Origin of the sequence: Marinobacter sp., from assembly GCF_046484525.1 — a bacterium.
In the GTDB taxonomy this organism is placed as follows: domain Bacteria; phylum Pseudomonadota; class Gammaproteobacteria; order Pseudomonadales; family Oleiphilaceae; genus Marinobacter.
This window is the reverse complement of record NZ_JAWOIS010000078.1, coordinates 18,392-31,194: the sequence shown is the minus strand read 5'-3', so window position 1 is coordinate 31,194 and position 12,803 is coordinate 18,392. Positions and strand designations below refer to the sequence as shown.

Genomic DNA, 12,803 nt, shown 5'->3' with positions numbered 1-12,803 from the left:
CGTACATCCTGTCTTCCAACGTCATCACGGTTGATGTGCTAATTGGATTATAGTATGTGAGCGTGTAAGTGATCGGGCGATTCGCGAAAGTGTAGTTTGCCGCGACCGGTGGCGAAAGCGTCGCAACGGTTTTATTGAAGGGGCTGAGCAGTAATACCTGATGATTTGCTTTGAGTGAAGCTTCGCGGAAGGGCATCAGTGCAGCCCGCGCCCGCAGATCTCCGGTGGGCACTCCGAAGACGGTCAAAAACTTGTTGGGCGGATTGTAGGCAAGGTTTGGCGGGATGCGCACAGTGTAGTAAACATAGCTCTTTTCCCCGCGCGTTAGTACGAATGTGGGCATAAATTGCCAGACCAACATCCCTGTGGCTTCTGAATAAGTCCATGTCACGCCAGGTTCGCTGGCTGTTGCCGTGATCAGTCCCGCGCGCACATCTATGGGCAGTCGCTCGGTAATGACCAGGTTGGTTGCCGGCCAGCTATCGGCGCGGGTCGACACGTTTTCAATTGTAATGGTGTACGTCAGCAGGCGGCCCACTCGCGCCTGATTGAGCGCCGCGCCCTCTCCTTGCGCTGACTGTGTCAACAGCAGCAGCGGTGCAACGACCTGCGCCGTGGCCAGGTTTGCCGGGACCGGCGGCTGCGTTCCTACACTACCAAAGATTGAGTTCTCAAGCGTTGAAGGCCCTAGCACCCGGAGGTTGGCAGGTAGCGGCGCAGCAATATAGTTATCCAGCGCCGGTTGGAGTGTGATCGGTACGGTGACTGTGAAGACAATTTCGATGCTGCCTCCCGCCATAATAGGATTCAGCCACCATGTCGCTTCACCGCGCTTGTAGACGTTATTCACTTGGTGCGTAAACGAGACCACTGCCCCTGGCGGATTCCTGTATCAACTGCTCGTAGATTTCGAAGTGACCGGCGGAGACATAATCCACCAGCACCTCACACATGCGAACGAACTTTTCCGTCAGGGCTTCGGTCTGGGAGAAGTCATTTTCTCCGGTCAAATCACAGTAATGGACCAGCAGCTCCTGACGCTCTTTCAGCCAGCGATCAATCAGCTCGCTGACACCGCCCCAGCGTTCCCTGGCATTTCGGCAGTTCTCCAACATGACGCCTGTTCTCCGCTCGTTTACCCGAAGCGTTTGCCCCCGGTGCAATTGCTTACAGTCCGGGATTCAAGGTACCCCAACGTCACGGTTGCCCGCAACCGTTTCAGCTGCGAATCCAGCTACGGGGTTGCGGCCGTCTGAACAGGAAAAACAGGCCCACCAGCACCAGCACCGAGAAAAACACCGCAGTCCAACCCGGAATGCTCAGTCCCAGGAATCGCCAGACCACCTCGGCGCAGTCACCGGTACCTCTGAGGGCAGTAGTAAGTACCTCCATCCAGGGCAGGACCTCAAGCATGTAATCGACCGAAGGCCCGCAAGCAGGCACCTGATCCGCTGGCAGACTCTGCAGCCAGAGCTGGCGCCCGGCAATGCCCAGCCCCGTTCCTGCGGTCAGCGCCAACAGGAAGCCATAGACGCGAACACCCCAGCCAGTGGGCCCATGGAGGAACGCCAGCAAGCTGACCAGCCCGGCGCCCATGAAGCCAAAACGCTGGAGCCAGCAAAGCGGACAGGGTTCCAGCCCCATCACGTGTTCCATATAGAAGGCCACGCCGAGCAACCCGACACAGATCAGAAAAACAACTACAAAGACCCATCTGCCAGCCAAAACAACACCCTCGGAATGAAGACTTGAAGCTCAGAGACCCGTCACTTAACCCTAAACCCCGGGGAACTTCAAGCGCTGGTGGTTAGTGTCCCGCCCGGGGTAATTCGCCGACCTACTGCGGGACACTAGGCAATACGGGAAAGGAAATCGTCGGGCCGGCTTTGCTGATCGCGGACAGCGGCTTCGGCGTCATCCCAGCCCGCTTCCCAGGCGGCAATCACCACATCCCCTCGATATGGGCAGCGGCTCTTGGCCATACTCATGGAGGCCGCCATATGCCCCTGGCGGTAGGCCTTGTTCAGCGCCTCCACATCCCATCCAAGTTTGATGTCCCTTGCCATACCGGTATCCTCCGTCATCCCGATGCACAAACGCTAGCAGGGGCTTGTTGCTCTGACAAACCGATGTTCAGATTCTGTGCAACAGATCCCCTCCGGGCTGTGACGGAGACCGAACTACGCTCTCAGGACCCCAGGTAGTCGGCCAGGAACTGCTCGAATGGCTGGGAATCATGGGCCTCCATCTGTGCCTGCTCAGCCAGGGAATCCCGGCTCATTGCCCGGAACGCTTCCAGGACATCCGGCGCCATCGCCTCTTCCCGCAAGCTCTGCTGGTGGCGTAGGGACATTTCCATCACCCAGTCCCGGTGTCCGAGGCCGGAAGAACGCATGGCATCCACTACCCGGAGGGAGGGCACGCCATTTGCCAGGCTCTCCCGCTGAGCGGCCAGCGCGCTTCGGTAGGTATCACGCCCCGCCCAGTCATCCAGCACCTCCGCCAGCGACTCCAGACGATCCAGCAGCTCCGAGGCAGCCTCCAACACGGGCACACTGCCCCTTTCCCGACACAGAGCAAGGCCGGCGTCCCGACCCCGGGCCACGACGTCCTTGTAGTTGTCGTCCAGGCGTTCGCACTCGGCGTCACTGATCCGGGGCGAATCACACAGCAGGCAGTCCAGCAGGAACAGGTCGAGAAAATCGATCTGTTCCCGGTTCACACCTACCGGCGAGAACGGATCCAAGTCCAGGCAGCGCACCTCGATGTACTCCACACCACGGGCCTCCAGTGCCTGGATCGGCTTTTCTTCCCGTTCGGTGGTCCGCTTCGGACGAACGGCACTGTAGTACTCGTTCTCAATCTGCAGGACGCTGGTATTGATCTGGATAAACTCATCACCACGGCGGGTGCCGATCGCCTCATAGGGCGGCCAGGTGGTGTGGATGGCACGGTCCAGGGTCCGGGTGTAGGTACTCAGCTCGTTGAAACAGATATTCAGCGAAGCCTGGGCGTTGTTGTGGTAACCCAGATCCCCCATACGCAGGGATGTCGCATGCTCGCCGTACCAGGTGCGTTCATCAAACCGCTTGAGATCGTGTTTCACGCCGGCGACAAAACTGGCATCCAGTGCCGGGGACGCCCCGAACAGCAGCATCAGCAGCCAGCTGCGGCGGCGGAAATTGCGGATCAGCCAGAAGTACTGTTCAGACTTGAAATCCCGGAGTAACTGCTGGTTCCCCAGCATCTGCTGCCACTTTTCCCAGAACGCATCCGGCAGCGACAGGTTATAGTGCGCGCCGGCGATACTCTGCATGATGCGGCCATACCGCGCCGCCAGCCCCTGGCGATAGACATGTTTCAGATAGCCGATGTTCGAGCTGCCGTACTCCGCAATCGGAATACTTTCGTCGCCGTCCAGTTCACAGGGCATGCTCGCCGCCCAGAACACCTCATCTCCAAGATTCTGCTGAACGAACTGGTGGATATCCCACAACGATTCCAGCATGGCGTCCGTACTGCCACAGACCGGCGTAATCAGTTCCAGCAATGCCTCGGAATAGTCCGTGGTGATCCGGGGATGGGTCAGCGTGGAACCCAGCGCCTTCGGGTGCGGGGTCTGGGCAATGAACCCGTTCCGGTCAACCCGCAGGCCTTCTTTCTCCACCCCCTTGAGAAAGCCGTGCCACTCCGATTTTGAGAACTGCCGAAATAACGAATGGCGGGATTCAGCCATGCTTGACTCCTGCTGCGATGGCCCCGCCCATTGCGGGGCCGTCGGTGAACCTGATGAGGGAAAACTTACCGTCCGTCCTTGCGCGCCGAGGCAAGCGCCTGGGCCAGGGCACCGGCCATAGCGCCCTCGGCGGGCTTCTGCCCCTTCGGCGCCCGGTTCTGGCGTTGGCCGGCACGATTATCGGGCCGACCACGCCCGGACGAGACACGGGATTCGTTCTTCTCACCGGGCTGGTCGTCCATACGCATGGACAAGCCGATACGCTTGCGGGGAATGTCCACCTCCATGACCTTGACCTTGACGATGTCGCCGGCCTTGACCACTTCCCGCGGATCTTTGACGAAAGTGTGGGACAAAGCGGAGATATGCACCAGTCCGTCCTGATGCACACCGATGTCCACAAAGGCGCCAAAGTTGGTCACGTTGGTGACCGAGCCTTCCAGGATCATGCCCGGCTTCAGGTCGTTGAGGGTTTCCACCCCTTCCTCGAAACTGGCAAACCGGAATTCCGGCCGCGGGTCCCGGCCCGGCTTTTCCAGCTCGGCAATGATGTCGCGAATCGTTGGCAACCCGAACTGTTCTGTTACGTAATCCTGTGGATTCAGACCACGCAGGAACGAAGAATCACCGATAATATCTTCCACCTTGCGGTTGTTCCGGGCGGCAATCGCCTCCACCACGCCATATGCTTCCGGGTGCACCGAGGAGCGGTCCAGGGGGTTTTCACCACCGGCAATCTTCAGGAAGCCGGCCGCCTGCTCGAAGGTACGGTCCCCAAGGCGGGTCACTTTCAGCAACTGTTTGCGGTTGGTGAACATGCCGTTCTGGTTGCGGAAATCAACGATATTCTGGGCAATACTCTGGTTGAGGCCGGAAACCCGGGACAGCAGTGGTACCGAAGCGGTGTTCAGGTCCACACCGACACCGTTTACACAGTCCTCGACCACTGCATCCAGGCTACGGGACAGCTGGACCTGGGAGACATCGTGCTGGTACTGCCCCACACCGATGGATTTCGGCTCGATCTTCACCAGCTCTGCCAGGGGATCCTGCAGGCGCCGGGCGATCGACACCGCGCCCCGAATGGTGACATCCAGGTCCGGCAATTCCCGGGAAGCAAATTCGGACGCCGAGTACACGGAAGCACCAGACTCACTGACCACAATCCGCGCCAGCTTCAATTCCGGGTAGCGCTTGCAGAGATCGGCCACCAGCTTCTCGGTTTCCCGGGAGGCAGTTCCATTACCGATTGCTACCAGCTCAATTCCGTATTCCCGGCACCAGGTAGCCAACTGTTCGATGGACTGGTCCCACTTGTTCCGGGGTGCATGGGGGAAAATCGCACCATGGCCCACCACCTGGCCGGTACCATCGATCACCGCCACCTTGACGCCGGTGCGCAAACCCGGGTCCAGACCCAGGGTCGGACGCGGACCAGCAGGTGCCAGTAACAGCAAGTCCTTCAGGTTGGCGGCAAACACGTTGATAGCCTCGCTTTCCGCGGCTTCACGCACCTGCGCCATCAGGTCGGTTTCAATCTGGGTCGACAATTTCACCCGCCAGGTCCAGCGCACCACTTCGGATAACCATTTGTCGGCCGGGCGACCGTCGTCCCGGATACGCCAGCGAGCGGCAATCCGCTTTTCGGCCGGGTGCGGCTGACGGCGGTCGTCTTCACCATCACCGACCACAATACTGAAGGTCAGGATGCCCTCATTGCGGCCACGCAGGATGGCCAGCGCCCGGTGCGACGGCACCTTTTTCAGAGGCTCGACATGGTCGAAGTAATCCCGGAACTTGGCACCCTCGGTTTCCTTGCCTGCCACCACGGACACCTTGAGCCGGCCCTCCTGCCAGATGAAGCCCCGCAGGTCGCCCAGCAGTTCTGCGTCCTCGGCGAAGCGCTCCATCAAAATATAGCGGGCGCCATCAAGGGCCGCCTTGGCATCTGCCACCCCGGCATCCTCGTTAATGTACGCCTCAACGGTGGCTTCGGGATCGAGGGTCGGATCGTCATACAGGGTATCGGCCAGGGGCTCCAGACCGGCTTCCCGGGCAATCTGGGCTTTGGTGCGGCGCTTGGGCTTGTAGGGAAGGTACAGGTCTTCCAGCCGGTTCTTGGTGTCTGCGCCGTTGATCGCCGCCTTGAGCTCGCCGGTCAGCTTGCCCTGCTCCTCAATGCTGTTGAGGATGGTGGCGCGGCGGTCCTCCATTTCCCGCAGGTAACGCAACCGCTCTTCGAGGTTACGCAGCTGACTGTCGTCCAGCGAGCCGGTGACTTCTTTCCGGTAGCGGGCAATAAACGGAACAGTCGCGCCTTCGTCGAGAAGAGCAACGGTGGCATTAACCTGTTGTTCGCGGACACCAAGCTCTTCCGCGATACGGCTGGAAATCGTCTTCATGCAACCTCGGCAAAATCACATAGGAATCGAATTAACGGGAAAAGGTACAGCGGCTTACTTCTGCAAGCAAGCGGCCTGACTGCGGCTGTTCAGGAATTGTACAAGCTCGTTCCAGGGCATGGGGCGGGCGTAATAGTAGCCCTGGACCTCATCACAATGCTGCTGGCGGAGAAACTCCAGCTGCCCTTCGCTCTCCACGCCCTCGGCGACCACGCTCATCTGCAGACTGTGGGACAGACTGATGATCGCGCGGATGATGTGCTCGGCGTCCGCTGACTGCCCCAGTTCCTCCACAAAGGACTTGTCGATCTTGACCAGGGAAATCGGAAGGTGCTGCAAGTTGCTCAGGGACGAGAAACCGGTGCCAAAATCGTCCAGGGCGAAGCTGATGCCCAGCTGGTTCAGCTCCCGCAGGCAGCGCTGGGCGTATTCCGGATCGTGCATCATGGCACTCTCGGTAAGTTCCAGTTCCAGCAGACTGGTATCAACGTTGGCATTGAAGATGATCCGGAAGATGGTCTCGGTCATCTTGCGATCATGGAACTGACGGAACGAGAGATTGACGGCAAACACCAATCCGGGGAAACCCAGCTCAGAGGAATCCTGAAGACGCTTGCAGGCCTGTTCGATGACCCAATAACCGATGGGAACGATCAGGCCACTGCGCTCGGCCATCGGAATGAATTCATCCGGCCCCACCAAGCCACGCTGCGGGTGGTTCCAGCGCAGCAGACACTCCACGCCGCGAACTTCCTCGGTCGCCAGGTCGATGCGGGGCTGGTAATACACTTCCAGCTCCCTGCCCCGCAAGGCATTACGCAGGTCCGCTTCCAAGCGCAGCTGGTAGCCGGCAGAGATGTGCAGCTGCCGGTCGTAAAAACGGTAACTGGTGCCCGGATCCCGCTTGGCCTCGAACATGGCGCGATTGGCCCGGCGCATCAGGTTCTCTGCGCTGTCACCGGATTCCGGGTAGGTGGCAACACCGAGGCTGGCGTTGACCACCAGCTGCTGGCCATCCACGGTCACAGGCTCATCGAGAATAGTGACCATCTTGCGGATGATCCGGGTAATATCCAGCGAGTCCTCGACTTTCTCGATAATGATCGCGAGCTCGTCCCCGCCAATGCGCATCAGCGAGTCCACCCGGCGCAAGGCGTGGCGCAGGCGATCCGCCAGCTTCATCATCAGCTGGTCACTGCGCTGGTAGCCGAAGGATTCGTTGATACTGTGGAAATCATCGATGTTGAGATGCAGCATGGCCAACCTCTGACCAGCCCGCTCGGCCCGCAGCAGGCCCTGCTGCAGGCGGTCAAAGAAAAGGTCCCGGTTAATGATGCCGCTGGCAACGTCACGACCCAGGTGGCCCAGGGCGGATGTGCTCAGTTGTTCCCGATACCACAGGTATTTTACCGCCCGGGGAAAACTCCACCGGTCGAGGCCCTGACGGCTCAGGTAATCCGCGGCGCCCGCGCCGATCAGTTGCGAAGCCCGTTCGCCAGGCAACTCGGCGCTCAGTGCCAGCACAGGCTTGTCGTCACTGGAGACCGAAAGGTATTGCAGGAAAGCGGCTTCATTACCCCCGTGGAACACACAGTCCCAGACGATGACATCGAAACTGGCGTTGCGGATGAGGTCGTCGCAATCGATCAGATCCGGACACCAGGTGACATCCGGATCGATCTCGGAATCGCCTGAAAGCAGCGAGTCCAGCCAGAGAAAGTCCGCGTGGTGAGGTGTGAGCACCAGTACACGTAACTGATCGGGCCTCGGAGTCTCCAGGGGCAATGTCATCAAACAGGATCCGTCTCTGCATAGGCTTTGACTGTTAACCTTATCATAGCCGAGAGATGATCGAGGTACAGCAAGGCCTGCTGGTGTAGAATAATGACACGCGAATTTCCTGATCCCCGTTCCATTCTGGTCCGTAATCTGTGAACAAGCTCAACCCCCGACAAAGTGAAGCCGTCCGTTACGCCGATGGCCCGCTACTGGTGCTCGCCGGCGCCGGCAGTGGCAAAACCAGTGTGATCACGCGCAAGATTGCCTACCTGATCGAGGAACTGGGCATCCCGGGGCGTCACATTGCCGCGGTGACCTTTACCAACAAGGCGGCCCGGGAAATGAAGGAACGGGTGGGCCGGATTGTGGACCGGGGCAAGTCCCGGGGGCTGATCGTGTCCACCTTCCACAACCTCGGCCTGAACATGATCCGGGAAGAGCATCCGCACCTGGGCTACCACCCCGGCTTCTCCATCTTTGATGCCGAGGACGCCAAGGCCCTGCTGCAGGACCTGATGCTGCGGGAGGCCAGTGCCGACGCTGGCGATGAACTCAGTTATGTGCAGATGACGATCTCCTCCTGGAAGAACGCCATGCGCGGCCCGGAAGAAGCCTACAGCAAGGCCACCGATGAACGGGACCAGCGCATCGCCCTGATCTACAAGCGCTACAACGAGTACCTGAAAGCCTACAACGCGGTGGACTTTGACGACCTGATACTGCTGCCCGTCCAGCTCTTCCGCAGCCATCCGGATGTGCTGGCCAAGTGGCGGCGCAAGGTCCGCTACATGCTGGTGGACGAGTACCAGGACACCAACGTGTGCCAGTACGAACTGGTCAAGCTACTGGTGGCCGAGCGGGCGGCTTTCACAGTAGTCGGCGATGACGACCAGTCCATTTATGCCTGGCGCGGGGCCAGGCCGGAGAACCTGGCCCAGCTCAAGGAAGACTTCCCGAGCCTGCGAATCGTAAAGCTCGAGCAGAACTACCGCTCAACCGGGCGGATCCTGCGCAGCGCCAACACGGTGATCGCCAACAACCCCCATGTGTTCGAGAAGGCCCTGTGGAGTGACCACACCATCGGCGAGGAGCTCCGCATCATCCGTTGTCGCAACGAGGATGCCGAGGCGGAACGGGTGGCAACCGAGATCATCGACAACAAGCTCAAGCAGGGTCTGGATTTCAAGGACTTCGCGGTGCTGTACCGGGGCAATCACCAGTCCCGGCTGCTGGAGATGAAACTGCAGGCCTACCAGATTCCCTACCGGATCTCCGGCGGCCAGTCGTTCTTCTCAAAAAATGAGATCAAGGATGCGATGTCCTACCTGCGGCTGCTGGTCAACCCGGATGACGACGCCGCCTTCCTGCGGGTGGTCAACGTGCCCCGTCGCGAAATTGGCCCGCGCACCCTGGAGCAGCTTACCCACTACGCCCGTTCCCGCAATGTCAGCCTGTTCCAGGCCTTGGGAGATATGGGCGCGGAAGCCCACGTTACCGGGAAAGGTCTGGACCGCCTGCGGCGTTTTGCCCACTGGGTCGACCGCACCTGCGAGCGCCTGCATTCGGAAGACCCTATCCCGGTGATCAAGCAGCTGTTCACCGACATCGAATATGAGGAATGGCTGCACCAGCACTCTGGCACGCCCAAGCAGGCCGAACGGCGCATGGAGAACATCTGGTACCTGGTGGAATCGATCCAGCGCATGCTCGATGACGGCAAGGGCACGGCGGATGAGATCGGCATCGAGGACGCCATCAGCAAGCTGATCCTTCGGGACATGATGGAACAGCGGGAAGAAGAGGATGACAGCGATAAGGTCCAGCTGCTGACCCTGCACGCCTCCAAGGGTCTGGAGTTTCCCCATGTCTTCATCATGGGTCTGGAGGAGGAAATCCTGCCCCACCGCGCCAGCATCGAGGAAGGCAACATCGAGGAAGAACGCCGCCTGATGTATGTGGGTATTACCCGAGCCCGGGAAACCCTGACGCTCACCTATGCAGCCTCCCGCAAACAGTATGGCGAGAAGATCGAAACCATTCCCAGCCGGTTTCTGGATGAGCTGCCCGAAGAAGACCTGAAGTGGGAAGGCCTCGGAGACCTCGACCGGGAGGAAAACCAGAAAAAAGGCAAAGCCACCCTGAGCGCCCTGCTCGGGGACCTCGGAAGCTGACCATTTTCAATCTTCGCCCCCTGCAACCATTCCCGCTCCAGGGCGTTGGTGGCGCCCGGTAGCAGCGGTTGGCCTGGCTGTCTGGGCCGGGACACTAGACCATGGCGCGCCGGACACCGGGGAGCGAGCACTGACGATCCACGGCGAGCAAAAAGAACCCATTCTGCGCTTCACCAGCACCGACGTGGAGGCCAATCTGGCAAGTCCGACGTTTAGGTCCAGTAAGGAGCGGAATGACAACGATGAGACTCGAGTCGGAGGGGGGGCCCGGGGTTCGGGATCAGGAAATTACGGCTGGATGGATCCTCGCCTTGCGGTAACGGGAGATCACAGGGAGACTTGGGAAATGCAGATCACCGACGGCAGCGGCGACCCATTCCAACTCAGGGGAACCCTTGAGCCGGTGACAGTGCGGTAGAGCGAGCTGTTGCCTCCCTTTCCGCCTGGCTTGGCAGAAGGGGAGGCAACAAATAGAGCCTTACTCGCTCTCAGCGACGATGTGTTCAACGGCCGCTTTAATTTCCTCATCCGAACAGCTTGCGCAGCCACCCTTGGCCGGCATGGCGTTGAAGCCGTTGATGGCATGGTTGATCAGGGTCTCCATGCCCTGGTCGATACGCGGAGCCCAGGCGTCGGCGTCACCAATGACCGGAGCACCGGCGGCACCGGTGGTGTGGCAGGCCATACAGACGGCATCGTACACTTCGCTACCTGAGCGAGGGCCGGAGCTGGCTGCCTGGGTCGGAGCGGCCGCGGAGCCACACTCCTGGCCTTCCAGACACACTTCACCAACCGGCTCGATACGCGCACGGATCTCGTCTTCAACACTAGCCATAACGGCGCCGGCGGTGAGGCCGAAACCGAGCAGAACAGCAGCCAGGACTCTCTTCATGTTCACAATGCACCTCGCATTTGAGCGTTATAATCTTTGGTGGCCGCATTATAGCGACTGAACCCCGGCAAAAAAACCAAAGGCCAGAATCTTAAATTGATTTCAACCGGTTTAATTGCAATTTCGTAAGCCCTCGGGCACGAAATTGTGAATACAGGTACCATAACTGGTAAACCGACCAACACGACTTTCAGGACCCGATCCATGCCAGACGCCGAAAGCAACCGCCCGCATCCTTGGCGCAAGCCGCTGTTGATTCTCGAGTTTTCCGCCCTGGCCGTCCTGCTGGGCTCCATGGCCTGGTTTTCGAGCCAGACAGCCGATGGCAGCAAGATAGGCGCCGGCTGGCTGCTGATCCCGGCCTTCGCCAGTCTGGGCGTGTTTGCCAGCTTTATCGGCCTGATGTACCTGCGCTGGGTCGCGGCCGCCAATCCGGCCAATCGTACTCGCCACAGAATCATTTTCGCTCTGTTGGCGATCACCCTGATCGGGGTCTGGGTGTATGGCATTGCCAACACCTGGTTGAGCCTGAACGCAACCTGAGGATCGCCTCATGACGCATCAACCCTGGCTGCTGAACTCCGGCCTGAGCGTTTGTCTTGCCACCCTGGCCGCTCCGGCGGCCCTTGCCCAGCAGACTGGCACCGAGCCACCCGAGGATTTATCCGCCGAACAATGTGCGCTTATTGAAAACGGGGTTCGCCGGCTCGCCTGCTTCGATCGGGTGTTCGGCGCCCACGAGGAGCGACAGGCGGCCAGTGAGGGCGAGCAGGAGCAGGCCGAGGAAGCCGTGAGCGAGGAGCTGCGTCTGGCGGACGGAGAAAGCCAGGAGGATTCGGGGCATTCAGAGGACGACGACAGCGTTATGAATACGTTGCTGGAGCAGTATGTCGCTACGGAAAAGGCGATCTTTTCGTTCTCTGGCAGTTTCGCGGGCCATCGCCCAACCTACATCCTGCCTCTCACCTGGACTGATGACACCAACCCATTTCCTTCCAGTCCGCGTTTGGGCACCACGGGCTATGACTACGAACTGCGCAAAGCGGAAGCCAAATATCAGATCAGCTTCAAGGTACCCCTGCTGACGGGCCTCCTGGAGGATCCCACTACACTTTGGTTCGGCTATACCCAGCAATCCTTCTGGCAGGTCTATAACCAGGATGAGTCGGCTCCGTTTCGGGAAACCAATTACGAGCCAGAGATTTTTCTGCGCTATCAGACCGACTGGGACCTTGGGCCGGGCACTTTGAATGGCGTGACCATCGGTTTCAGTCACCAGTCCAACGGCCAGTCGGAACCGCGGTCCCGGAGCTGGAACCGGATCGTGGGTCGTGCCGCCTACAGTTACGGGCGCTGGCTGTTCATGGTGCAGCCGTGGTACCGGATTCCGGAGAACAGCAACGATGACAATGCCGATATCGAGCGGTACCTGGGCTATGCCAATTACCAGGCGGTGTACAAGCTGACGGAGGACCGGACGTTTTCATTGCGGCTGTTGAATAATTTGCGGTCGGATAACCGGACTTCCGTTGAGTTCGGGTACAGTTTTCCGATGGGGGAGACGTTGAAGGGGTTCTTTCAGTACTACAACGGGTATGGGGAGAGTCTGATTGACTATAACCACCGGATTGAGAGGTTCGGGATCGGGATTATGTTGAACGACTGGCTCTGATTCATCGTCAGGCGCAGGCGCAAGGCCGCGGCAAGCAGACTTTGGTGAAGATTGAGCGGGCAGGAAGGGCTGCCAGAAACCCGCTCCTTGCGGCACCCCTCCGGGGTCCAGCCTGCAATCATAGATTGCAGTCGTTCGGCTGTCGCATGAA

At 59.6% G+C, this 12,803-nt stretch carries 10 protein-coding genes and 1 pseudogene; 3 read left to right on the top strand and 8 right to left on the bottom strand.

Annotation, left to right across the window (positions count from 1 at the left end; genetic code table 11):
- The 7 genes and pseudogenes from R6W86_RS16015 to R6W86_RS15985 all read right to left on the bottom strand — a co-directional run.
- A partial coding sequence (locus R6W86_RS16015; protein ID WP_410330358.1) for a hypothetical protein occupies positions 1-871 on the bottom strand: 871 nt, incomplete at its 3' end.
- Between the two features lie 10 nt (positions 872-881).
- Positions 882-1,115, bottom strand: a pseudogene (locus tag R6W86_RS16010) (Rsd/AlgQ family anti-sigma factor); the annotation flags it as partial.
- A 103-nt stretch (positions 1,116-1,218) separates the two neighbouring features.
- Positions 1,219-1,725: a disulfide bond formation protein B gene (locus R6W86_RS16005; RefSeq protein ID WP_410330357.1), complete on the bottom strand. Its 507-nt coding sequence runs from the start codon at positions 1,723-1,725 to the stop codon at positions 1,219-1,221.
- Positions 1,726-1,850: 125 nt separating this feature from the next.
- Positions 1,851-2,066: a ribosome modulation factor gene (gene rmf / locus R6W86_RS16000; RefSeq protein ID WP_410330356.1), complete on the bottom strand. Its 216-nt coding sequence runs from the start codon at positions 2,064-2,066 to the stop codon at positions 1,851-1,853.
- A gap of 122 nt (positions 2,067-2,188) precedes the next feature.
- On the bottom strand, positions 2,189-3,736 hold the full coding sequence (gene gshA / locus R6W86_RS15995; RefSeq protein ID WP_410330355.1) for a glutamate--cysteine ligase: 1,548 nt from the start codon (positions 3,734-3,736) through the stop codon (positions 2,189-2,191).
- A 65-nt stretch (positions 3,737-3,801) separates the two neighbouring features.
- On the bottom strand, positions 3,802-6,138 hold the full coding sequence (locus tag R6W86_RS15990) for a Tex family protein (RefSeq protein WP_410330354.1): 2,337 nt from the start codon (positions 6,136-6,138) through the stop codon (positions 3,802-3,804).
- A 54-nt stretch (positions 6,139-6,192) separates the two neighbouring features.
- Positions 6,193-7,929, bottom strand: a complete 1,737-nt coding sequence (locus R6W86_RS15985; protein WP_410330353.1) for an EAL domain-containing protein — start codon at positions 7,927-7,929, stop codon at positions 6,193-6,195.
- A gap of 140 nt (positions 7,930-8,069) precedes the next feature.
- On the opposite strand from R6W86_RS15985, the gene rep reads away from it, so the two are divergent.
- Positions 8,070-10,088, top strand: coding sequence for a DNA helicase Rep (gene rep, locus R6W86_RS15980; protein WP_410330352.1), 2,019 nt, complete (start codon positions 8,070-8,072; stop codon positions 10,086-10,088).
- Between the two features lie 478 nt (positions 10,089-10,566).
- On the opposite strand, the gene R6W86_RS15975 is transcribed toward rep, so the two are convergent.
- Positions 10,567-10,980: a c-type cytochrome gene (locus R6W86_RS15975; protein ID WP_410330351.1), complete on the bottom strand. Its 414-nt coding sequence runs from the start codon at positions 10,978-10,980 to the stop codon at positions 10,567-10,569.
- 204 nt (positions 10,981-11,184) lie between these two features.
- Between R6W86_RS15975 and R6W86_RS15970 the strand changes: the two genes are divergently transcribed.
- Positions 11,185-11,523, top strand: a complete 339-nt coding sequence (locus tag R6W86_RS15970) for a hypothetical protein (protein ID WP_410330350.1) — start codon at positions 11,185-11,187, stop codon at positions 11,521-11,523.
- 10 nt (positions 11,524-11,533) lie between these two features.
- A complete protein-coding gene (locus R6W86_RS15965) occupies positions 11,534-12,652 on the top strand; it encodes a phospholipase A (protein ID WP_410330349.1) in 1,119 nt (372 codons plus the stop codon).
- Positions 12,653-12,803 lie beyond the last annotated feature (151 nt).

Coding starts and splice junctions, on each gene's coding strand:
- rmf (WP_410330356.1), bottom strand. CDS start 2,066: ATGGCAAGGGACATCAAACTTGGATGGGATGTGGAGGCGCTGAACAAG.
- gshA (WP_410330355.1), bottom strand. CDS start 3,736: ATGGCTGAATCCCGCCATTCGTTATTTCGGCAGTTCTCAAAATCGGAG.
- R6W86_RS15990 (WP_410330354.1), bottom strand. CDS start 6,138: ATGAAGACGATTTCCAGCCGTATCGCGGAAGAGCTTGGTGTCCGCGAA.
- R6W86_RS15985 (WP_410330353.1), bottom strand. CDS start 7,929: ATGACATTGCCCCTGGAGACTCCGAGGCCCGATCAGTTACGTGTACTG.
- R6W86_RS15975 (WP_410330351.1), bottom strand. CDS start 10,980: ATGAAGAGAGTCCTGGCTGCTGTTCTGCTCGGTTTCGGCCTCACCGCC.
- R6W86_RS15970 (WP_410330350.1), top strand. CDS start 11,185: ATGCCAGACGCCGAAAGCAACCGCCCGCATCCTTGGCGCAAGCCGCTG.
- R6W86_RS15965 (WP_410330349.1), top strand. CDS start 11,534: ATGACGCATCAACCCTGGCTGCTGAACTCCGGCCTGAGCGTTTGTCTT.